The sequence below is a fragment of the Streptomyces sp. NPDC002623 genome (assembly GCF_053592635.1).
On sequence record NZ_JBSFWB010000008.1, the window covers coordinates 370,896 to 392,707 of the forward strand.

15 protein-coding genes are annotated in these 21,812 nt (G+C 73.0%); 11 read left to right on the forward strand and 4 right to left on the reverse strand.

Features of this window, described 5'->3' with window-relative positions; all coding sequences use genetic code 11:
* Nucleotides 1–24 precede the first annotated feature (24 nt).
* Nucleotides 25–1,731 carry a serine/threonine-protein kinase gene (locus ACWD4O_RS17960; protein WP_451280806.1) on the reverse strand — a complete coding sequence of 569 codons (1,707 nt, stop codon included), beginning with the start codon at nt 1,729–1,731 and terminating at the stop codon, nt 25–27.
* A gap of 338 nt (nt 1,732–2,069) precedes the next feature.
* On the opposite strand from ACWD4O_RS17960, the gene ACWD4O_RS17965 reads away from it, so the two are divergent.
* From ACWD4O_RS17965 to ACWD4O_RS18000, 8 genes are all read left to right on the forward strand, one after another.
* Nucleotides 2,070–5,540, forward strand: a complete 3,471-nt coding sequence (locus tag ACWD4O_RS17965; RefSeq protein ID WP_451280882.1) for an FHA domain-containing protein — start codon at nt 2,070–2,072, stop codon at nt 5,538–5,540.
* 244 nt (nt 5,541–5,784) lie between these two features.
* On the forward strand, nt 5,785–7,167 hold the full coding sequence (locus tag ACWD4O_RS17970; RefSeq protein ID WP_451280808.1) for an ABC transporter substrate-binding protein: 1,383 nt from the start codon (nt 5,785–5,787) through the stop codon (nt 7,165–7,167).
* 7 nt (nt 7,168–7,174) lie between these two features.
* Complete coding sequence (locus ACWD4O_RS17975; RefSeq protein WP_451280810.1) at nt 7,175–8,527, forward strand: carbohydrate ABC transporter permease; 1,353 nt, start codon at nt 7,175–7,177, stop codon at nt 8,525–8,527.
* A complete protein-coding gene (locus tag ACWD4O_RS17980; RefSeq protein WP_451280812.1) occupies nt 8,524–9,396 on the forward strand; it encodes a carbohydrate ABC transporter permease in 873 nt (290 codons plus the stop codon). The genes ACWD4O_RS17975 and ACWD4O_RS17980 overlap by 4 nt, the downstream gene beginning before the upstream one ends.
* A gap of 174 nt (nt 9,397–9,570) precedes the next feature.
* Nucleotides 9,571–11,826 carry a bifunctional glycosyltransferase/CDP-glycerol:glycerophosphate glycerophosphotransferase gene (locus tag ACWD4O_RS17985; protein WP_451280814.1) on the forward strand — a complete coding sequence of 752 codons (2,256 nt, stop codon included), beginning with the start codon at nt 9,571–9,573 and terminating at the stop codon, nt 11,824–11,826.
* A 17-nt stretch (nt 11,827–11,843) separates the two neighbouring features.
* Complete coding sequence (locus ACWD4O_RS17990) at nt 11,844–14,027, forward strand: bifunctional glycosyltransferase/CDP-glycerol:glycerophosphate glycerophosphotransferase (protein ID WP_451280815.1); 2,184 nt, start codon at nt 11,844–11,846, stop codon at nt 14,025–14,027.
* Nucleotides 14,028–14,032: 5 nt separating this feature from the next.
* Nucleotides 14,033–16,297, forward strand: coding sequence for a bifunctional glycosyltransferase/CDP-glycerol:glycerophosphate glycerophosphotransferase (locus ACWD4O_RS17995; protein ID WP_451280817.1), 2,265 nt, complete (start codon nt 14,033–14,035; stop codon nt 16,295–16,297).
* Nucleotides 16,298–16,351: 54 nt separating this feature from the next.
* Entirely contained in the window at nt 16,352–17,044 is a 693-nt protein-coding gene (locus ACWD4O_RS18000; RefSeq protein ID WP_451280819.1) for a hypothetical protein, read from the forward strand.
* A 121-nt stretch (nt 17,045–17,165) separates the two neighbouring features.
* On the opposite strand, the gene ACWD4O_RS18005 is transcribed toward ACWD4O_RS18000, so the two are convergent.
* Nucleotides 17,166–17,579, reverse strand: coding sequence for an organic hydroperoxide resistance protein (locus ACWD4O_RS18005; RefSeq protein WP_450945576.1), 414 nt, complete (start codon nt 17,577–17,579; stop codon nt 17,166–17,168).
* Between the two features lie 118 nt (nt 17,580–17,697).
* Between ACWD4O_RS18005 and ACWD4O_RS18010 the strand changes: the two genes are divergently transcribed.
* The 3 genes from ACWD4O_RS18010 to ACWD4O_RS18020 all read left to right on the forward strand — a co-directional run bounded on the left by ACWD4O_RS18010 (nt 17,698) and on the right by ACWD4O_RS18020 (nt 20,349).
* The gene (locus tag ACWD4O_RS18010; protein WP_451280820.1) at nt 17,698–18,195 is read left to right on the forward strand and encodes a MarR family winged helix-turn-helix transcriptional regulator; all 498 of its coding nucleotides are present in this window, start codon (nt 17,698–17,700) and stop codon (nt 18,193–18,195) included.
* A gap of 112 nt (nt 18,196–18,307) precedes the next feature.
* Complete coding sequence (galE, locus tag ACWD4O_RS18015; RefSeq protein ID WP_451280822.1) at nt 18,308–19,330, forward strand: UDP-glucose 4-epimerase GalE; 1,023 nt, start codon at nt 18,308–18,310, stop codon at nt 19,328–19,330.
* A 32-nt stretch (nt 19,331–19,362) separates the two neighbouring features.
* Complete coding sequence (locus tag ACWD4O_RS18020) at nt 19,363–20,349, forward strand: ADP-ribosylglycohydrolase family protein (protein ID WP_451280823.1); 987 nt, start codon at nt 19,363–19,365, stop codon at nt 20,347–20,349.
* On the opposite strand, the gene ACWD4O_RS18025 is transcribed toward ACWD4O_RS18020, so the two are convergent.
* Nucleotides 20,331–20,975, reverse strand: coding sequence for a LuxR C-terminal-related transcriptional regulator (locus tag ACWD4O_RS18025; RefSeq protein ID WP_450945572.1), 645 nt, complete (start codon nt 20,973–20,975; stop codon nt 20,331–20,333). The two genes, ACWD4O_RS18020 and ACWD4O_RS18025, sit on opposite strands and share 19 nt — an antisense overlap.
* Before the next feature lie 17 nt (nt 20,976–20,992).
* Entirely contained in the window at nt 20,993–21,640 is a 648-nt protein-coding gene (locus tag ACWD4O_RS18030) for a TetR/AcrR family transcriptional regulator (protein ID WP_451280825.1), read from the reverse strand.
* Between the last annotated feature and the right edge of the window lie 172 nt (nt 21,641–21,812).

Genomic DNA, 21,812 nt, shown 5'->3' on the forward strand with positions numbered 1-21,812 from the left:
TCGGCGGGCGGGCCGGTGGGCGGGTCAGTTCCCGGGGGTGCCCGAGCCGCTGCCCGAGTCGCCGCCGAGGTCGCCGATCCAGCCGGTGACGTCCCCGATCCAGCCGGTGACCAGGTCCCAGTAGCTCTTGCCCGTGCCGATCCACCCCTGCAGCGGGCTGAACTCCCAGATCAGCCACCCGGCCACGAACAGGATGACGATCGTGAACAGGCAGCCCTTCAGACAGCCGAGACCGGGGATCCGCATCGGGTTGGCGGTGCGCTGCCTCGGCTCGCGCGGCTGCCTGGGCTCCGGCGCGGGCCGCTGGCTCGGCTGCTGCTGGGGCGGCGGCGTGTACCGCTGAGGCTGCTGGGGCTGCGGAGGCGCGTACTGCTGTTGCTGCGGCGGTGGGGGCCCCTGATACCCGTATCCGGGCTGCTGCTGGGGCTGCGGGCGCTGCTGAGGCCGCTGCTGCGGACGCTGCTGGTGCTGCGGCGGGTACGGCTGCTGTTGCTGCGGCGGCTGCTGCGGACGGGCGACCTGCCGCTGGGGGCGGCGGCGCAGCGGGTCCTCGCCGGGGTCCAGGTACTGCTGGACCTGGGTCTGCTCGTTGCGGTCGCGGGCGCCCTGCATCTGGGTCGCCCACGGGTGCGGCTGCTCGGGCTGCCCCGGCTGCCCCGGCGGCACCGGTGGCAGGACGGCCGTCGCGTCGGCCGCGCCCGGAGCGCCCGTGTGCGGCAGGACGGTGGTGGGGTCGGCGGCGCCCACCGGGCCGGACGTGTGCGGCAGGACGCTGGTCGCGGCGTTCGGGTCGAAGGCGCCGCCCGGCACGGTCGCGGGCGCCGGGTCGGGCGCGAGCACATGGCCGACGCCGTCCGCCGCGGCGATCTGCATCGAGTTCGCGTGCACCCCGATGCCCTCGGCGACGATCCGCAGCCCGCGCGCGAGGTTCTCGGCGCTGGGCCGGTCCTCGGGGCTCTTGCGCAGGCAGCGCTCGATGACCGTCCACAGCGGGTCGGGGACCGTGGACGGGCGGCGCGGCTCGGCGCTGAGGTGCTGGTGGAGGACCTCCAGGGCGGAGCCGCCGGAGAACGGCGGACGGCCGGTGACCAGCTCGTAGAGCAGGATGCCGGCCCCGTAGATGTCCACGGCGGAGGTCTGCGGGCGGCCCTCGGCGGACTCCGGGGCGATGTACGCGGGCGTGCCGACGAACTCGCTGGTCCGGGTCAGGCCCGGGGAGTCGGCGAGACGCGCGATGCCGAAGTCGGTGAGCAGCGGGTGCATCTGCCCGTCGTTCTGCATCAGCAGGACGTTGGCCGGCTTCAGGTCCCGGTGCACGACGCCGTCGGCGTGGCTGGCGGCGAGCGCGTCGGCGATCTGGGCGGTGAGCAGGGAGGCGGCGACGGGCGTCAGGGGGCCGTTCTCGCGCAGATAGCGATGCAGGTCGGGGCCCTCGACGAGGTCCATGACCAGCGCCAGCAGATCGCCCTCGACGACCAGGTCGCGGACCCGGACGATGTTCGGGTGGGTCAGGCGCAGCAGCACGGACCGCTCGCGCAGGAAGCGCATGACGACGTCGGGGTCGCCCGCGAGCTCCTCCTTGAGGACCTTGATCGCAACGGTCTCTCCGGGCTGACCCGGCACGGCCGCCTCGGCGCCCGCGGTCTCGCGCTGGCGGGCTCGCCAGACGGTGCCCGTGGCGCCGCGTCCGAGCGGCTCCTCGAGCAGGTACTTGCTGCCGACTGGCCGCACGTCACGCGCTCCCTGCTGCTTGCTTGCCTGTTCCTGTCCGATGTTCCGCCCCACTGTAGTGCGGCTGTGCGGACACCGGGCTGTCGTCTTTATTCGAAGGAAAGACGCTTCGCGCTGTCTTCTTGGTTGCCGGAGCCGGACGTGACCGATCTCAACTGATCGCCGGTGACGCACTTGTCCGGCACTTTTGCGGGCAGAGCCGACCAATCAAGATCACTTGTCCCCCGGTGTGGGGCGCGTTGTCAGTGACAGGTGCGAGGATGCCTTCAGTACTGGCCGCTGTACTCGTGTGGGGTGGGGGGAAGTCCGCGCCCGTGCAGAAGGGACCGCTGACGGCGATGCAGATCCGGCTGACCGTCGTAGACCCGCAGGGTGCGCACCCCGATGCGCGGACCCGCGCCGCGGCTTGCGACGTGCTGGTCACGGCACCCGCCGGCACCGCCCTGGCCGCGGTGGCCTCCGCGCTGGCCGCGGCGGTCTCCGGGGAGGGCGCCCCGTCGTCCTCGTCCGCGGCGGCGATCGTGCTCTACGCGGGCGTGGAGCGGCTCGACTCCCAGCGCTGCACCCTCGGCGAACCTCCGCTGATCGACGGCGCGGTGCTGTCGCTGGGCGCCCCGGCCGACCCCGAGCCGCACCCGGAGGTCGACGAGGCCCCGGCCCGGCTGCACGTGGTGGCCGGACCTGACGCGGGCGGGGTCCACCTGCTGCACGGCGGTCAGGTCCGCGTGGGCCGCTCCGCCGACGCCGACGTGCCGCTCGACGATCCGGACGTCTCACGGCTGCACTGCGCGGTGACGCTCTCCCCCGAGGGCCGCGTCACGGTCGCCGACCTCGGCTCCACCAACGGCACCACGCTGGACGGCACGCGCGTGCAGACGCGCCCCGTCCGGCTCGCCCCCGGCGCCCTTCTGCGCGTCGGCGAGTCGGCCCTGCGGCTGGCCCCGCCCGGCGGCCCGGGCCCCCGGGTGCCGACGACCCCGGACGGCGAGGGCCATGTACGGGTGCCCTGCGGGGGGACGACGGCGCAGGACCCGGAGGCGGACTCCGCCGCGGGCCCGCCCCCGGCGAAGGACACGGACCACGCGCGCGTGACGGGCGCCGCGCCGAACGGCCCCACCGGCCACGCCTACGGCACCGTCGACTGGAGCGGCTCGGCGGAGACCCGGGGCGAGCGGTTGCGCGGATCCAGGGAGATTCCGCTGCCGCCTCCCGTGGTCCCCGGCCAGGGCACGGCACCGCGCATCGAGAGCACGCCCGGCACCGGAGCGGGAACAGGTGCGGGGGCAGCTGCGCGTACGGGGTCGGGCACGGGCTCCATGAACACCCACGCCGGGAACACCCATGCCGGCCGCTCGGGCCTCGGCTCGTTCACCGCGCCGCACGACGAGGACGAGGACGTCCGCGGCCCGCACACCTCGCACAGCGCGCAGGACGACTCCCCCTACGAGCCGTCCGCCCGCCGCAAGGGCACCCCGCTGCGCGGCACCGACGTCCCCCCGGGCGTGCGCAAGCGCGGCGGAGGGCTGTCCGCGTGGGCGCGGCGGCTGGCCGGCGGGCGCGGCGGCGCCGAGGACATGGTCGTCCCCGGGACCCACGACGAAGAGGCCGTCGGAGCCGAGGCGCAGCCGATCGCCGGTCCGCCCGCCGCACCCGAGACCTGGCCGGACCCGGCGGCGCTGCTGCTCACCGCGCTGGGCCCGGGCCCCCGGCTGTGGGAGCGCGCCCCCGGACACCCGGAGGCGCTCACCGTGCGGCTCGGCACGGCCGACCGGGCGGCGCCCGACGGCTCGGGTCTGCTGCCCGCCGTACCGGTGACGGCGGGGCTGCGCGAGGTCGGCGCGCTCGGCCTGGCCGGGCCGCGCCCCCGGCTGGCCGGGCTGGCGCGCGCGGTGCTGGCCCAACTCGCCGCGCTGCACTCCCCCGACGCCCTGGAAGTCGTCCTGATCAGCACGGACCGCGCGCGTTCCGAGGAGGAGCGGACCGCCGAGTGGTCCTGGCTGGGCTGGCTCCCCCATCTGCGCCCGGGACACGGCCAGGACTGCCGGCTCCTCCTGGCCTACGACCGCGACCAGGCCGCCGCCCGCGCGGACGAACTCCTGCGCCGCCTGGAGGACCACCTGACCGACAGCGCGGGCGGTACGGGCGACACGACCGGTCCGGCACCGATCCCGGCGCCCCGGGGCTCCGCCCGCCGGCCCTCCTGGGCGGTGGCCGAGGACCCGGCGGACGGCGGTTTCCCCGGCCCGTACACGGTGGTCGTCGTGGACGGCGACCCGGGCGGCGCCGATCTGCGCACAGCGGTGGCCCGGCTGGCGGTGGCCGGTCCGCGGGCCGGGATACATGTCGTCTGCCTGGCCGAGACGCCCGCCGCCTCTCCCTCCTCGCCGGTGACGCAGACATACGAGGCGGCCTGTGCGGCGGTGCCCACGTTCCGCGCGTGCGGGGCGGTCGCGCTGCTCAGCGGGGACGTGGCGACGGCGCTGCGGCTGGTGCGGGTCGCGTCGGCCGGGGCGGAGCCGGAGCGGCCCGGCCCGGTGGGACCGGGCACGCTGGGCGCGGTGGACGCCGTCTCGCTCGCCTGGGCGGAACGCTTCGCGCGGGCGCTCGCCCCCCTGCGGCCGGACGGCGCGGGCGGCGGGGAGCGGCACACGCGTGTGTCCGCACCGCTGCCCCAGTCGGCCCGGCTGCTGGACGAACTGGGCCTGGCCCGGGCCACGCCCGCCTCCCTGCTGGCCCGCTGGGCGGACGCGGCCGACGACGCCGAGGCGCTCGGCGGACGGGCGTGGGCCGTGCTGGGCGCGGGGCCGCGCGGCCCGGTCGGCGTGGACCTCGTCGCCGAGGGCCCCCATCTGCTGATAGAGGGCCCGACCGGCAGCGGGCGTTCGGAGCTGCTGCGGGCGGTCGTCGCCTCGCTGGCCGCCGCCGAACGACCGGACCGGCTGAGCATCATCCTGCTGGACGGCCGCGACACCGTCGGCAAGAGCGGCGGCCACGGCGACGGACTGCGGGTCTGTACGGACGTACCGCATGTCACCACCCATCTCACCGCCAACGACCCGGTCCGCATGCGGGAGTTCGCGCAGTCGCTGAGCGCCGAGCTGAAGCGGCGGGCCGAACTGCTGGGCCGCGCCGGCTTCGCGGAGTGGCACACGCACCGCGCGGTGTCGGGCCGCATAGTCCCGCAGCGGACGCCGAGCACCCCGTCCACGCCGGGAGCGGGCGCCGCCGACCTCGACGCCCCGCCCAGCACCACCCTCCGGCTGCGGCCGGGGGCCGCCGCCCGTCAGCGGGCCGAGGCGGAGCCCCCGCTGCCCCGCCTGATCGTGGTGGTCGACGACCTGGACGCCCTCGTCTCCCCCGCCCTCGGCTCCCCCGGCCGGCCCGCCGCGGGCTCGGTCATGCGCGCGCTGGAGGCGGTGGCCCGCGAGGGCGAGCGGCTCGGCGTGCACCTGGTGGCGGCGGCCGGTCCGGGAGGCCGTACGGCGGAGTCGGAGCCGGCCCGGATGTCCACCGTTCGGATCAGCCTCGACCCCCCGGGTTCCGGCACGGACGAACCGGCGCCGGGCCGTGGCCGCCTCCGGGGCGCGGACGGCCGCCTCACCCTCTTCCAGGGCGGCCGGGTCACCGGCCGCATCCCCCGCACGGCGACCCAGCGCCCCACGGTGGTCCCCCTGGAATGGCACCGCATGGGCGACCCCCCGACCCGCCGCCCGGTACGAGAACTCGGCAACGGCCCCACAGACCTGGCCCTCCTGGCCAGCGCCCTGGACCGAGCCTCCCGCCAATCCAGCCCGTCCGGCGTCCACTGACAAGCACCGGTCAGGCCAATCCAGCCCGTCCGGCGTTTGAGGACAAGGCCCTTTCAGGGCCGAAGCGGGGGCCTGGGGGCGCAGCCCCCAGTGACGCTCACACCAACACCCTCACCCATCACGACGCGATCACGATCCCCCTCTTGACAGCGCGGGCGCTCTTGCCGAGCTGTGACACCCGGCGTAGACCAGTGCCACGGGACAGCGCTCGAACGTTCGACGAGGAACGAAGAACGGGGCAGTGATGCGTAGCACAAGCAGCACCATCCGGACACGCAGGACCGTGAACGCGGCCGCCGCACTCCTGGCGGGAGCCCTCGCGCTCTCGCTCACCGCGTGCGGCAGCGACGACGACAAGAGCAGCGGAACCGGGAGCGGAACCGGAACCAAGGACTCCGGCAGCACCCTCACCCTCCCGAAGCTCGACGGCACCAGCCTGGAGGTCGCAGCCGTCTGGACCGGGCCCGAGCAGGCCAACTTCAAGAAGGTCCTGGCGGAGTTCGAGAAGCGCACCGGCGCGAAGGTCACCTTCGTCCCGGCGCAGGACCCGATCATCAACTTCCTCGGGTCGAAGATCGCGGGCGGTCAGCCCCCGGACATCGCGATGCTCCCGCAGCCGGGCGCGATCAAGCAGGCGGTGGAGAAGAACTGGGCGAAGCCGCTCGGCGCCACCGCGCTCAAGGAACTCCAGAAGAACTACTCCAAGGGCTGGCAGGACATCGGCGCGGTCGACGGCAAGCAGTACGGCGTCTATTACAAGGCCGCCAACAAGTCGCTGGTCTGGTACAACGCGAAGGTCTTCGAGAACGCGGGCGCCACCGAGCCCAAGACCTGGGACGAGCTGCTCACGACCGCGCAGACCGTCTACGACTCCGGCGTCACCCCCTTCTCCATCCCGGGTGCCGACGGCTGGCCGCTGACCGACTGGTTCGAGAACGTGTATCTGTCCCAGGCGGGTCCGGAGAAGTACGACCAGCTGGCGAAGCACGAGATCAAGTGGACGGATCCGACCGTCAAGACCGCTCTCACCACCCTCGCCCAGATCTGGGGCAAGAAGGACTACGTGGCGGGCGGCGCCGACGGAGCCCTCCAGACGCAGTTCCCGAACTCGGTCACCCAGGTCTTCACCGGCGGCGACCAGCCCAAGGCCGCCATGGTCTACGAGGGCGACTTCGTGCAGGTCAACATCGGGCAGACGGACGCGAAGATCGGCACGGACGCCAAGGTGTTCCCGTTCCCGAAGGTCGGTGACACCGCGCCGGTGGTCTCCGGCGGCGACGCGGCCGTCATCCTGAAGGACTCCGAGGGCGCACAGGCGCTGGCCACCTTCCTGGCCTCGCCGGACGCGGCGGAGATCCAGGCCAAGCTGGGCGGCTATCTCTCGCCGAACAAGAACGTTGACTTCGCCGTGTATCCGAACGACGTCCAGCGCAAGATCGCCCAGTCGCTGATCGCGGCGGGCGACGACTTCCGCTTCGACATGTCCGACCAGGCCCCGCAGGCGTTCGGCGGCACTCCGGGCAAGGGCGAGTGGAAGGACCTGCAGGACTTCCTGAAGAACCCGACGGACGTGGCCGGCATCCAGCAGAAACTGGAGTCGGACGCGGCGACGGCGTACGGGAACTGATCCGGCGATGACATCGCCAGCGGCGGCGGGGGCTTCCGAAGCCCCCGCCCCTCCCCGTTCGCACAAGAGCGTGACCGGCACCCGGAGGACCGTGGCGGCGCTGTTCCTGCTGCCCGCCCTGGTGCTGCTCGGCGCGCTCGTGGTCTACCCGATCGGGTACTCGGTCGTGCGCAGTTTCTACGACCAGTCCGGCGACGGATTCGCCGGCGTCGACAACTACAAGGCCCTCTTCACCGACGACGGCATCCGCACCGCGCTGAAGAACAACGTGATCTGGGTGGTGTTCGCGCCGACGATCGCGACCGCGCTCGGTCTGATCTTCGCGGTGCTGACCGAACGGGTGCGCTGGGGCACCGCGTTCAAGCTGGTCGTCTTCATGCCGATGGCGATCTCGATGCTCGCCGCCGGCATCATCTTCCGGCTGGTCTACGACCAGGACCCGGACAAGGGCGTGGCGAACGCGGTGTGGGTGGGCGTGCACGACACGTTCGCCGAGGCGTCCGCGTTCCCGAAGGCGCACCCGGGCCGCGACTCACCGCTGAAGCCCGATCCGGGCGACCGGGGCGGCTTCATCACCGAGGCCCCCGTGCAGCTGGGCGACAGCGTCGCCCTCCCGCTGGTCGGCGTCGCCCCGGACCAGCTGCCCGACAGCGCGAAGCGGGCCGTGCAGGCACAGCCCGAGCTCGGGAAGGTCACCGGCACCGCCTGGCAGGACTTCACCCGCGGCAAGGGCGTCGGCCTCCTCGGTTCCCCCGACGCGACCGAGCTCGGGTACGCGGGGATGAGGATCGAGGCGGTCAAGGACGGCAAGGTCGTCGCGTCGACGAAGGCCGCCGACGACGGCACGTTCACGCTGCCCGAATCGGCCGACGGGGCTCAACTCCGGCTGCCCGCGAGCAACTTCAAGGAGGCGTACAACGGGCTGGACTGGCTGGGCCCGTCGCTGGTCACACCGGCGATCATCGGCTCGTACATCTGGATGTGGGCGGGCTTCGCGATGGTGCTGATCGCGGCCGGTCTCGCCGGGATGCCGAGGGAACTCCTCGAAGCGGCGCGCGTCGACGGGGCCAACGAGTGGCAGGTGTTCCGCAGAATCACCGTGCCGCTGCTCGCGCCGGTCCTCGCGGTCGTCGCCGTCACCCTGATGATCAACGTGCTGAAGGTCTTCGACCTGGTCTTCATCATCGCCCCGGGGTCCTCGCAGGACGACGCGAACGTGCTCGCCCTGGAGCTGTACCGCAAGGGCTTCTCCGAGGACCAGCCGGGCATCGCCAGCGCGATCGCGGTGTTCCTGCTGCTCCTGGTGATCCCGGTGATGTGGTTCAACGTGCGTCGGCTGAGGCGGGAGGTCAGGCGATGAGCGCCGGAGGTGCGGCGATGACGACGGCGGGCAAGTGGTTGATCGAGAAGCTCAACGGCGGTCTGGTGCGGGCGTTCCTCATCATCGTCGGACTGTTCTGGCTGGTGCCGACCGTCGGTCTGCTCGTCTCCTCGCTCCGCTCCCCCGAGGACATGAGCGCCACCGGCTGGTGGGAGGTGTTCAGCAAGCCCTCCCAACTCACCTTCGACAGCTACCGGAAGCTGCTGGAGAACGGCGACATCACCGACTCCCTCGTCAACACCGTGCTGATCACGGTGCCGGCGACGGTGCTGGTCGTGGTCATCGGCTCGCTCGCGGGCTATGCGTTCGCGTGGATGGAGTTCCCGGGCCGGGACTGGTGGTTCCTCGGCGTCGTGGGGCTGCTGGTCGTGCCCGTGCAGGTGGCGCTGATCCCGATCGCCGAACTGTTCGGCAAGATCGGCCTGTTCGGGAACATCCTGGGCGTGATCGTGTTCCACGTCGGGTTCGGACTGCCCTTCGCGGTGTTCCTGCTGCGGAACTTCTTCGCGGAGATCCCCCGCGAACTGCTGGAGGCGGCCCGGCTCGACGGGGCCGGTGAACTGCGGCTGTTCGCCCGGGTCGTGATGCCGCTGGGCGGCCCGGCGATCGCGTCCCTGGGCATCTTCCAGTTCCTGTGGGTGTGGAACGACATGCTGGTCGCGCTGGTGTTCACCAACGCCGACAGCCAGCCGATCACGGTCGCCCTGCAGACCCAGGTACGGCAGTTCGGCAACAACATCGACGTGCTCGCGCCCGGCGCGTTCATCTCGATGGTGATCCCGCTGGCCGTGTTCTTCGCGTTCCAGCGGCAGTTCGTGTCCGGGGTGATGGCGGGCGCGGTCAAGTAACCGCGCGCCGCGACGCCGAAGCACGGGGGCGGGCCGAGTCATCGGCCCGCCCCTTCGCGTTCACCGGAAATCCCCCGTATGCCTCGAAAACCGTAACCGATTCACTCCATCGGCCGTTCCCGGGCAAGGCCCTGTCCACCGCCTCTACCGCCCGCGCCGACCCATGGATGTCCCTTGCCCAGGTTCAGTGTCATCGTCCCCGCGTACCAGGTTCAGGCGTACCTGCACGAGTGCCTCGAATCGGTGCTGTCCCAGTCGTACGGCGATCTCGAGCTGATCGCCGTCGACGACCGTTCGCCGGACTCCTGCGGCGAGATCATCGACGAGTTCGCGGCCCGGGACGCGCGGGTGCGCGCCGTGCACCTGCCGGAGAACGTCGGCCTGGGGCGGGCCCGCAACGCGGGGATGGCGGAGGCGACCGGCGACTACCTGCTGTTCCTCGACTCCGACGACACGCTCACCCCGGACGCGCTGCGCACGATCGCCGACCGGCTGCGGGAGACGGGCGAGCCGGACGTCCTGGTCTACGACTACGCGCGGACGTACTGGACGGGCCAGACCGTGCCCAACAAGTTCGCGGCGCAGCTCAGCGAGGACGGCCCGGCGCCGTTCCGGCTCCAGGACCGTCCGGGGCTGCTCAGGGTGCTGATGGTGGCCTGGAACAAGGCCTACCGGCGGGAGTTCGTCGAGCGCGAGGGCCTGCGCTTCCCGCCCGGCTACTACGAGGACACGCCGTGGACGTACCCGGCGCTGATGGCGGCCAAGACCCTCGCGACGCTGGACCGGGTCTGTGTGCACTACCGCCAGCGCCGCCGGGGCAACATCCTGTCCACCACCAGCCGCGGCCACTTCGACGTCTTCGAGCAGTACGACCGGGTCTTCGCGTTCGTCGAACAGCGGCCCGAACTCGCCGAATGGCGGCCGGTGTTGTTCCGCCGCATGGTCGACCACCTGTCGACGGTGTTCACCAAGCGCGACCGGCTCCCGCGCGGCACACGCGCCGAGTTCCTGCGCATGGCCCGCGCCCACTACCGCCGTTACCGCACCCCGGGCGCCTCGGTCTCGCTGCGCTGCCATCTGCGTCACACGCTGATCCACTTCGGCGTGCACCGCACCTACCGGGCGCTGCAGGGGTTCATCACCCTGCTCCGGCGCGCGCACAAGGCGGCCTCGAAGCTCACCCGGGCGCTGCGGGCGGGCGTCCTGCAGGCCCACTACCGGATCCAGCTGCGGCTGCCGCTGCGCGCCGACCGGGCCGTGTTCGCCGCGTACTGGGGCCGCGGGCACGGCTGCAACCCAGGCGCGCTGGAGGCCGCGTTCCGCACCTTCGCGCCGCAGGTGCGCACGGCGTGGATCGCCCGCCCCGAGCACCAGCCGGCCGTCCCGCCGGGACCGCGCCGGGTGCGCCCCGGCACGGCCGCCTACTGGACGGCGCTGGCCCGCTCCAAGTACCTGGTGAACAACGTCAACTTCGACCGGCGGCTGGTCAAGCGCCCCGGTCAGGTCTTTGTGCAGACCCAGCACGGCACTCCGCTCAAGCACATGGGCCTCGACCTCCAGGAACGCCCGGCGGCCGCCCGCGACATGGACTTCGCCAGGCTGCTGGGCGGCGTCGACAAGTGGGACTACGTGCTGTCCGCGAACCGCCACACCACGCTCACCTGGGAGCGCGTCTACCCGGGCCGCTACGAGACCCTCGAGTACGGCTATCCCCGCAACGACGTGTTCCAGCAGGCGACTTCGGCGGACGTGGCCCGGCTGCGCGAGTCGCTCGGCATCCCCCGCGACACGATCGCCGTCCTCTACGCGCCCACCCACCGCGACTACCGCCGCGTCCAGCGCTCCCACCTCGACCTGGAGCGGCTGCTGCGCCGGCTGGGCCCGCGCTTCGTGATCCTGGCCCGCGCCCACTACTGGCAGGAGGCCCCGCCCCTGCGGGAGGTGCCGGGGGTCATCGACGTCAGCGACCACCCGAGCGTGGAGTCCCTGTGCCTGGCCTCGGACGCGCTGGTCACCGACTACTCGTCCCTCATGTTCGACTACGCCAACCTGGACCGGCCGATCGTGATCCACGCCGACGACTGGGAGGCGTACGAGGCGGCCCGCGGCACCTACTTCGACCTGCGGGCCTTTCCGCCCGGCGCGGTCGCGCGCAGCGAGGACGAGCTGATCGACATCTTCGCGACCGGCCACTGGCGCGGCTCCCGCTCGGCCCAGCTGCGCGCCGCGTTCCGGGAGCGGTTCTGCCCCCACGACGACGGCCGCGCCGCCGAGCGGGTCGTCCGGCGGGTGGTGCTGGGCGAGACGGAGCTGCCCGCGATCGTGCCGCTCGCCGAGCGCCGCCCGGTTCCGTCGGCGGCCCGCGCGCCGATCGCCGTCGTGCCGCGGCCGTCCCCCGGCAGTCAGCCCGTCGCCGACACCACCGTCTGAGAAAGAGAAAGAGCAGCATGCCCCGCTTCAGCATCATCGTCCCGTCGGCGCCCCGGCGGGGCACGCTGGACTCCGTCCTCGCCCAGTCCTTCGGCGACTTCGAGCTGATCCCGGTCGGCGAGGAGCCCGATGCGTGCGCCGTGCGGGACTCCCGGGTGGTCCCGGTGCAGTCCCCCCCGTCGGCGGGCCCCGCCGGGGCGCGCAACGCCGGGCTGCGGGCGGCGACCGGCACGTATCTGCTGTTCCTCGACGGCGACGACTCGCTGGCCCCGGGCGCGCTCGCGGCGCTGGACGCCCGGCTGGCCGAGACCGGCGACGTGGACGTCCTGTACGCCGAGCACGAGCGCGTCCCCTGGTGGGAGGGCGAGTCGGCCAACCCGGCGGCGACGCTGCTGGCGACGACCCCGCGAGGCGCCTTCTCCCCCGCCGAGGCCCCGCAGCTGACCGGGGTGCGGCTGCCCGCGTGGGGCACGCTCTACCGGCGGTCCTTCCTCGCCGAGCACCGGCTCGTCTTCCCCGACGGGCACTTCACGGACGTCGGCTTCGGCGGGCTGGCCACCGTGCACGCCGAACGGGTCGCGGTGCTGCGCTCGGTCGTCGTACGGCATCTGCTGCGGCGGCAGGGCGACCCGGAGAACGGGCCGGGCGGGCATCACACGGAGCTGCTGGACCGGGCCGAGCTGGTGCTGGACCGGGCGGCCGAGCTCGGGCTGTCCGAGGACCGGTCGGGGCCGCTGTTCGAGCAGCTCTTCGCGGCCGTCCTGAAGACCGCCGCGCATCCGACCCGGCTGCCGCGCCTGCGCCGCCGGGCCTTCTTCCGGCGCGCAGGCCGGCTGTACCGGCGCCATCGCCCGGCCGGTTTCCGCAGGCCGGGCGGGAGCCTGGGGGTGCAGCACCGGCTGCTGGCGGCCGGCGCGTACACGGCGTTCCACGCGCTGCACAGCGCCCACCGGAAGGCGTCGGCGGCCGGCCGGCGCGTCCCGCGCGCCGAAGGAGCGCGCAGCCGCCTGCACTACCGGCGTCAGCTGCGCCGCCGGATCGATCCCGACCTGGCGGTGTACTGCGCCTACTGGGGCCGCGGCTATGCGTGCAACCCGGCCGCGATCCACGCCAAGGCGGCCGAACTCGCCCCGCACATCCGCTCGGTGTTCCTCGTGACGGCCGACCAGGTGCATGCCCTGCCGGAGGGGATCGACCACGCCGTCATCGGCAGCCGCCGCTACTGGCAGGTCCTGGCCCGCGCCAAGTACCTCGTCAACAACGCCAACTTCGAGGGGGCCGTCGTCAAACGCCCCGGCAGCGTGCATCTGTCCACGCAGCACGGCACCCCGCTGAAGAAGATGGGCGTCGAGCAGGCCGCGTACCCGGTGATCGCCGCCGCCACCGGAAGCTTCGACCGGCTGCTCGGCCGGGTCGACCGCTGGGACTACAACCTCAGCTCGAACCGGCTCTCCACCGAGGTGTGGGAGCGGTCCTTCCCGGCCCACTACGAGATGCTCGAATACGGGTATCCGCGCAACGACGTCTACTACACGGCGACCGCGGACGACGTCCGGCGCGTCCGCGAGCGGCTCGGCGTACCCGAGGGCCGTACCGCGCTGCTGTACGCGCCGACGCACCGCGACCACGACACCGGGTTCGACGCCCGGCTCGACGTGGAGGCGCTGTGCGAGGCCCTCGGCGACGACTTCGTGATCCTGCTGCGCGCCCACTACTTCTACGACGACGAGCGCGCCCGTCCGCGCGACGAGCGGATCATCGACGTCACCGGGCACCGCTCGTCCGAGGACGTGTGTCTGGCCGCGGACGCCCTCATCACCGACTACTCGTCGATCGTCTTCGACTACGCCAACCTCGACCGGCCCATCGTCGTGTACGCCGACGACTGGGACGTCTACCGCGAGACGCGCGGAGTCACCTTCGACTTCCTGGGCGCGCCGCCCGGCCCGGTCGCCCGTACCCCCGACGAGCTGGCCGCCGTCTTCCGCTCCGGCCGCTGGGCGGACGCGGAGGCGGCCGAGCTGCGCGCCCGGTTCCGGGCCCGGTTCTGCGAGTTCGACGACGGACGCGCCGCCGAGCGCGTCGTACGCCGGGTGCTGCTCGGGGAACCGGCCGAGCGGATCGAGCCCGTCGTGCCGCTCGCCCGCCGCACGCCCGCGCCCGCCGCCGTGCCGACCGCCGCCGCCGCTACGAGGAGCTGACCTTCGTGCCCCGCTTCAGCGTCATCGTCCCTGTCTTCAAGGTGCAGGGCTTCCTGCGCGAATGCCTCGACTCCGTCCTCGAGCAGTCGTTCGACGACCTCGAGGTGATCGCGGTCGACGACTGCTCGCCCGACGGCTGCGGAGCGATCCTCGACGAGTACGCGGCCCGCGACCCGCGGGTGCAGGCCGTCCACCTGCCGGAGAACGTGGGCCTGGGCCGCGCCCGCAACGCCGGCCTGCCGCACGCCACCGGCGACTACGTCCTCTTCCTCGACAGCGACGACCGGTACACGCCGGGGCTGCTGCGGGCGGTCGCCGACCGGCTCGACGCGACCCGCGACCCCGACATCCTGGTCTTCGACCACGTCCGCACCCACTGGTGGGGCCGCGCGGGCCGCAGCGACGCCGCCGACCTCCTCGAACAGGCCGGCGCCGACACGTTCGCGCTGCGCGAGCGCCCCGAGTTCCTGCATCTGTTCCTGGTCGCCTGGAACAAGGCCTACCGCCGGGACTTCTTCCTGGGGCACGGCTTCCAGTACCGGCCGGGGCTGTACGAGGACGCGCCCGTCACCTACCAGACGATGGTCACGGCGGAGCGGATCGCCTGTCTGGACCGGGTGGGCGTGGAGTACCGGCAGCGGCGGCAGGGCGCGATCACCCGCACCCCCGGGCGCAAGCACTTCGACATCTTCGAGCAGTACGAGGGGCTCTTCGCCTTCCTCGCCGAGCGGCCCGGCCTCGACTGGGCCCGACCGCTGCTGTTCGAACGGGCGCTGGACCACATGCTGTTCGCCGTGGCCCGCCCGGAACGGGTCCTGCGCGGCGACCGCAGGGAGTTCCACCGGCGGATCCGGGCCTTCTACCGCAGGCACGTTCCGCCGGGCTTCGTCGCGCCCCGGGAGTCCCGCCGTACGGAGATCCGGCTGCTGGCCGCCGCCCCCTACAGCGCCCATCTCGCCCTCGGCGCGGCGCGACGCGGCCGCCGGGCGGTCGGGCGGAAGGCGCGGCGGATGCGCGACCTGGTCGTGCGGCGCCTCAAGCGGTCCTGGTACCGGCTGCAGCTGCGGCGGCCCCTCGACCCGGAGCTCGCCGTGTACTCCGCCGGTCACAGCCGCGCCGTGAACGGCGATCCCCACGCGATCCGCCTGCGGGCCGCCGAGCTGGCGCCGCAGCTGCGGGGCGTGTGGGTGGTGCGGCCAGAGGCGGCGGGGCTGGTGCCCCCGGGCACGGAGTACGTGACGACGGGCTCCTGGCGCTACTACCGGGTGATGGCGCGCGCGAAGCACTGGATCAACGACTGCAACTGGGCCGGTGACCTGGTGAAACGTCCCGGTTCGGTGCATGTGCAGACGCACCGGGGCACGCCGCTCAAGTACATGGCGCTGGACCTCCGGAGCCGTCCGGGGGCCCGGCACGGCACCGACCTGCGGGGCATGCTGCGGCGCAGCGACCGATGGGACGTCAGCCTGGTGGCCAACCGGCACTCGGAGGAGGTCTGGCAGCAGGCCTACCCCTGTCACTTCACCTCGCTGCGCAGCGGGAGTCCCCGCAACGACGTCCTGGTCGGGGGCGGGGCCGGGCGCGGCGCGGAGCTGCGCGAGCGGCTGGGCGTCGAACCGGCCGAGACGGCGGTGCTGTACGCGCCGACGCTGCGCGACTACCGCAAGGGCCGCCATGTGCAGCGGGTCGACCTGGAGGCGCTGGCCGGTTCGCTCGGCCCGGGGTTCCGGCTGCTGGTCCGGCTCCATCCGAGTCTGGCGCGTCATCCCGAACGGGCGCTGCTGCTGCGTGATCTGCACCGGCGCGGTGCGCTGACCGACGTCACGGACGAGCCGCACGTCGAGGACGTCCTGCTGGCCTGCGACGCCCTGATCACCGACTATTCGGCGCTGATGTTCGACTACGCCAACCTGGACCGGCCGATCGTCGTGCACGCCGACGACTGGGCCGCCTACCGGGCGAGTCGGGGCGCGTACTTCGACATCACCGCCGAGCCGCCGGGGCATGTGACGCGCTCGGACGCGGAACTGGCGGAGGCGTTCCGCTCCGGCGCGTGGCAGGACGCCGAGTCGACCCGGCTGCGGGCGGCGTTTCGGGAGCGCTTCTGCGAGTACGACGACGGCCGGGCCGCGGAACGCGTCGTGCGAGGGATCCTGCTGGGCGAAGCGCAGGACGTGCAGGACGCGCAGGACGCGCCGGCCGGTGAGGGCCGTGCCGTCCGCATCCCCGCGCCCGTGGACCGCTCGGCGCGGCTTCCCGAGTACCGCTGACCCGTGCGGCCTAGCTTTCGGGAGCGCGGCGCCGCGACAGGGAAAGCGTGACGAATGCGCCCCTGTGCCCGCACCTCCTGGCAGCCGACGCCGTACCGGTTCTGCGGAACTCTGGTCTGGTCGGCGATGTCGCTCGTGTACTGGATCGACCCGCTCGGCCGCGCCGCGGTAGCCGATCCCGTCGGCCTGCTGGTGCTGCTGACCGGGATCGGCCGCTTCACGCGCGTGCTGACGGACCGCCGCTGGGCGCCGGTCCTGGGCTGTCTGTCCGCCGTGGCGCTGCTCTGGGCCGGCGACCTGGGCCAGCGGCCGGCGTTCGCCGTCGGACTGACCTTCTGGGCGTGGGCGTCGACGGGCACACGCGCGGGGGCGGTCCGCCGCACGGTCCGCCATGTCGGCCCGAGCGGGCTCGAAAGCTGCTGGGGGTATGCGTGGCTCGGCACGCTGTACGGGCTGATCCTGCTCGTGGACGCGGTCACGTTCGGCGTGGCGGCGGTCGGGGCGGTGGTGATCGTCGCCGTGTGGGAACGCGACGGGCGGGCCGCCGTGCTGGGCCGGTGGGCGCTCACCGCGGCGGTGCCGCTGGCGGTCCTGTACCTGCGTCCGCATCTGGCCGGCCGGGCCCTGAGCCTGCCCGGGTACTTCTGGCTGGTACTGCTCGGGGTGCCCGCGCTGTGGCTGCGGGCCCGCCGGACGAGACGGGCGGCGGCTCGGCCGGCGCCCGCCGAGACGCACTCGATGCGATGAGGGCCGGGGGCAGGGGACAGAGGGCCGGGGACCGAGGACCGGCAGGTCACTCGGTCCCCGGGGAACCGCTCTTCGAAGTCCGCGCACTGACGACTGCGCGCTGACGAGTGCTCGACGACTACTACTCGACGACGAGGTCGACCTCGATGTTGCCGCGGGTGGCGTTGGAGTAGGGGCAGACCTGGTGGGCCTGCTCGACGAGCTTGCGGCCGGTCGCCTCGTCCACCGCGTCGGGCAGCTCCACGCGCAGGGTCACCTTCAGGCCGAAGCCCTCGCCCTGCTTGCCGATGCCGACCTCGGCGGTCACCGCGGCGTCGCTGACGTCGACCTTCGCCGCGCGGCCGACGAGGCCCAGGGCGCTGCCGAAACAGGCGGCGTAACCGGCGGCGAACAGCTGCTCGGGGTTGGTGCCCTCGCCGTTGCCGCCCATCTCCACCGGGAAGCCCAGTGCGAGGTCGATCTTGCCGTCGGAGGAGACGGCGCGTCCTTCGCGGCCGTGGGTGGCGGTGGCGACAGCGGTGTAGAGCGCTTCCATGGAAAACCATCCCTCTCAGGTCGTTCCGGCGGCCCGGTCCGGCCGCCTCACGGAGATAAGTAGAGCACACAATTCAATTGGGCACAATCAAATGGCGCGTAAGGGCTACTCTGGAGTCATGAACGCCCCGCTGCCCTCCGTCGGCCAGGAGAACGCCACCGAGAACTGGCTCCGCCTGGACCGCCAGATCTGCTTCTCCCTGCACGCCGCGTCGCGCGCCTTCAACGGCGTCTACCGCGTGATCCTCAAGGACCTCGGGCTCACCTATCCGCAGTACCTGGTGATGCTGGTCCTCTGGGAGGAGGGCCCGCTGCCCGTCAAGAGCCTGGGCGAACACCTGCGCCTGGACTCCGGCACGCTCTCGCCGCTGCTCAAGCGTCTGGAGGCGGCCGGCCTGGTCCGACGCGAGCGCAGCGCCCGCGACGAGCGCTCGGTGGAGGTACGGCTGACCGAGGAGGGCGCGGCGATGCGCGACCGGGCCCTGGAGGTGCCGCGCAGGATCGTCGGCGCCACCGGCTTCGAACTCGGCGAGATCGGCGACCTGCGCGAGCGCCTGGACCAGCTCACCGCGGCACTGGACGCGGCGGTGACGGAGGAGGCGCCGGGGAACCGGTAGCGGGAAGCCCGCCTCCTCCGCGAAGGCATCAAAATGCACCAACACACCCCATGGCACGCAATGGGGTGCTAAGACATGCCATCACGGGCAATCGACGAGGGGGCGGTCTCGAATGACCTGGCTGATCACGGGCGGCGCCGGCTACATCGGGGCGCACATCGCACGGGCGATGACCGAGGCGGGCGAGCGGGCGGTGGTCTACGACGACCTGTCCACGGGCATCGCCGAGCGCGTGCCGGACGACGTGCCGCTGGTGGTGGGCTCGACGCTGGACGGGGAGCGGGTCGCGCGCACCCTGGCCGAGCACTCCGTCACCGGTGTCGTGCACCTCGCGGCGAAGAAGCAGGTCGGGGAGTCGGTGCAGCGGCCGCTGCACTACTACCGGGAGAACATGGAGGGCCTCAGAGTCCTCCTGGAGGCGGTGACCGCCGCCGGCGTGGCGTCCTTCGTGTTCTCCTCCTCGGCCGCGGTGTACGGCATGCCGGACGTGGACCTGGTCACCGAGGACACCCCGTGCGTCCCGATGTCGCCGTACGGGGAGACGAAGCTGGCCGGCGAGTGGCTGGTGCGGGCGACCGGCCGGGCCACGGGCCTGTCCACGGCCGCGCTGCGCTACTTCAACGTGGCCGGGGCGGCACGCGCGGACCTCGCGGACGTGGGCGTGTCCAACCTCGTCCCCATGGTTTTCGAGAGGCTCACCGAGAACGCGCCGCCGCGCATCTTCGGCGACGACTACCCGACCCCCGACGGCACCTGCGTCCGCGACTACATCCACGTCGTCGACCTGGCGGAGGCCCATGTCGCCACGGCCCGCGCGCTGGCGGCCGACCCCGGCCGTGAGCTGATCCTCAACATCGGGCGCGGACAGGGCGTCTCGGTACGGGAGATGATCGACCGCGTCAACGCGGTCACCGGCCACGACCGGCCGCCCACGGTCACCCCGCGCCGCCCCGGCGACCCCGCCCGCGTCGTCGCCGCCGCCGACCGCATCGCCGGCGAACTGGGCTGGAAGGCCACACACGACGTCCAGGACATGATCGCCTCGGCGTGGGAGGGCTGGGTACGCCTGCATCCGCAGGCGGCGCAGGCACAGGAAGACACGAGCCGACCGCATCCGCAGGCGGCGCAGGCATAGGGAGACGCACGCGGTCCTCGTAGGCTGCCCGCATGATCGACTCCGCCGCCTTCCCCGACCGCCCGGGCCCGCACCCCCTGCACCGAGCCGTCGGCTGCGTCATCGGCTCCGCCGTCGGGGACGCGCTGGGCGCACCCTTCGAGTTCGGGCCGGAGGGCGCATTCTCCGAGCGCTTCCCGTCCGCCGGGCACGGGGGCGAGATGTGCGGGGGCGGCGGCTGGGACCCGGGGGAGGCGACCGACGACACGCAGATGGCCGTCCTCGTCGGGGAGTCGCTGCTGGAGTGCGGCGGACTGGAACCCGCAGACGTCTTCCGGCGGTTCCGGCGCTGGGCCGCCGCCGACCCCAAGGACATCGGCCTCCAGACCGAGGCGGTCCTGACCAGCGGCGACCCCTGGGACACCGCGGCCGCCCTGCACTTCCAGACCAGTCAACGCGGCGCGGGCAACGGCTCGTTGATGCGGGCCGCCACCTCCGCGGTGTACTTCGCGCCGCAGGGCCGCACGGCGACCATGGACGCGGCCCGCAGGCTCGCCGCGCTCACCCACGGGGACCGCGCGGCCTGGGAGGGCACGGCCGTCCTCCACGAGCTGGTGCGGATCGCCCTCACGGGAGCCGACCCGCTGCCCGCGCTCCCGGAGATCCTCGCCGAGGTCCACCCCGACCACCGGGAGCGCTACGCGGTCGTCCTGGCCCCGGACTGGCATCCCGACCTCGCCACCGAGTTCAACGGGGCGGTGTGGCCCTGTCTCGGTTCCGCGGTCTGGGCGCTGCGCACGACCTCCGGCTTCGAGGACGCCGTCCGGGCCGCCGTCGATCTCGGCGGCGACACCGACACCGTCGCGGCGGTGACGGGCGCGCTCGCCGGGGCCGTCCACGGGATCGACGACGTTCCGCGGGGGTGGACGGCCGCGCTGCACGTGCCGCTGCCCGGGTCCGGCGACCGGGTGCTGTGGCTGCCCGAACTCGCCGAGTTGGCCGGGCGGTTGGCGCAGGCGGGTCAGGCGTTGTTGAGGTAGGCCAGCACGGCCAGCACCCGCCGGTGTCCGGTGTCGCTCGCCGGGAGGCCCAGCTTCAGGAACACGTTGCCGATGTGCTTGCTGACGGACCGCTCGGTGATGACGAGGGTGTCGGCGATGGTCGTGTTGTCGCGGCCCTCCGCCATCAGCTTCAGCACCTCGCGCTCGCGCGGGGTGAGCGAGTCCAGCGGCGAGTCGCGGCGGCGGGTCATCAGCTCGGTGACGACCTCGGGGTCGAGAGCCGTGCCGCCGGAGGCGACCCGCTCCAGGGCGTCGAGGAACTCGTCCACCCGGCCCACGCGGTCCTTCAGCAGATAGCCGACCCCGCTCGCGCCCCCGCCCAGCAACTCGGCGGCATAGGACTCCTCGACGTACTGGGAGAGCACCAGCACCGGCAGCCCGGGGATCTTCTCGCGGGCCTCCAGCGCGGCCCGCAGCCCCTCGTCGCGGAAGCCCGGCGGCATCCGCACATCGAGCACCGCCACGTCCGGCCGGTGCTCGAGCAGTGCCGGAAGGACCTCGGGGCCGGAGCCGGCGACGGCCGCCACCTCGTGCCCGGCCGACGTCAGCAACAGGACCAGGCCCTCCCTCAGCAGGGCGTTGTCCTCGGCCAGGACGACTCTCATAACCGGCTCGACTCCCCTCACAGCGCCTTGATGGCCTCGGCGGTCGCCCGCGCCAGCGCGCCCAGGTACCCCTTGGGCAGCTTCGGGCTGCGGATCACCACCGAACGCCAGTAAAGCGGACCGGAGATCAGATCGAGTGCCAGCTCCTGATTCAGCCCCTCGCGGATCTCGCCGCGCTCGGCCGCCGCCGCCACGATCTTCAGGGCGACGCCCTCCTGACCCTCCTTCAGCACCTTCTGCAGGGCCTCGGCGATCTCGGGGTTGCGGGCCGCCTCGGCCTGCAGGTCCGGGATGATCTGCGAGGCCACCGGGTGCCGCAGCGCCCGCGAGGTCACCTCGTAGAGCATCCGCAGATCACCCTCCAGGCTGCCCGTCTCCGGGGCCGGCAGCCCCTGCACGGCGATCACCGAGACGATGTCGAGGACGAGGTGCAGCTTGGAGCGCCAGCGCCGGTACACCGCCGTCTTGCCCACGCCGGCCCGACGGGCGATGCCCTCGATGGACATCCGGGCGTAGCCGACGGTCGCGAGCTCCTCGAACACGGCGGCCCGGATGGCCTCCGTCACATCCTCGCGGAGCACGGCCGCACCCGCGGGCGCCCGGCGGCGCGGGCGCACCTGGGGTCCATCGGCGTTCGTCGCGTTCGTCGTCATGCCGACCAGCATAGGGCGTTACGACGAAACGGTTGCGTTCCGGCGTCAACTCGGCCTACTCTCACGTTGCGACGATACGGTCCCGTCCCGACGTAAGAAAACGTAAAGAAAAGCGTAAGGAAAACGTCGGGAGCACGGGGCGCCGGACGCCCGCACCCCCTCCCCCCCGAGTGAAAGCAGCGGA

What these genes read in the sequence shown, in the direction of transcription:
- ACWD4O_RS17965 (WP_451280882.1), top strand. Translation starts at nt 2,070, where the DNA reads ATGCAGATCCGGCTGACCGTCGTAGACCCGCAGGGTGCGCACCCCGAT.
- ACWD4O_RS17970 (WP_451280808.1), top strand. Translation starts at nt 5,785, where the DNA reads ATGCGTAGCACAAGCAGCACCATCCGGACACGCAGGACCGTGAACGCG.
- ACWD4O_RS17975 (WP_451280810.1), top strand. Translation starts at nt 7,175, where the DNA reads ATGACATCGCCAGCGGCGGCGGGGGCTTCCGAAGCCCCCGCCCCTCCC.
- ACWD4O_RS17980 (WP_451280812.1), top strand. Translation starts at nt 8,524, where the DNA reads ATGAGCGCCGGAGGTGCGGCGATGACGACGGCGGGCAAGTGGTTGATC.
- ACWD4O_RS17990 (WP_451280815.1), top strand. Translation starts at nt 11,844, where the DNA reads ATGCCCCGCTTCAGCATCATCGTCCCGTCGGCGCCCCGGCGGGGCACG.
- ACWD4O_RS18000 (WP_451280819.1), top strand. Translation starts at nt 16,352, where the DNA reads ATGCGCCCCTGTGCCCGCACCTCCTGGCAGCCGACGCCGTACCGGTTC.
- ACWD4O_RS18005 (WP_450945576.1), bottom strand. Translation starts at nt 17,579, where the DNA reads ATGGAAGCGCTCTACACCGCTGTCGCCACCGCCACCCACGGCCGCGAA.
- ACWD4O_RS18010 (WP_451280820.1), top strand. Translation starts at nt 17,698, where the DNA reads ATGAACGCCCCGCTGCCCTCCGTCGGCCAGGAGAACGCCACCGAGAAC.
- galE (WP_451280822.1), top strand. Translation starts at nt 18,308, where the DNA reads ATGACCTGGCTGATCACGGGCGGCGCCGGCTACATCGGGGCGCACATC.
- ACWD4O_RS18020 (WP_451280823.1), top strand. Translation starts at nt 19,363, where the DNA reads ATGATCGACTCCGCCGCCTTCCCCGACCGCCCGGGCCCGCACCCCCTG.
- ACWD4O_RS18025 (WP_450945572.1), bottom strand. Translation starts at nt 20,975, where the DNA reads ATGAGAGTCGTCCTGGCCGAGGACAACGCCCTGCTGAGGGAGGGCCTG.
- ACWD4O_RS18030 (WP_451280825.1), bottom strand. Translation starts at nt 21,640, where the DNA reads ATGCTGGTCGGCATGACGACGAACGCGACGAACGCCGATGGACCCCAG.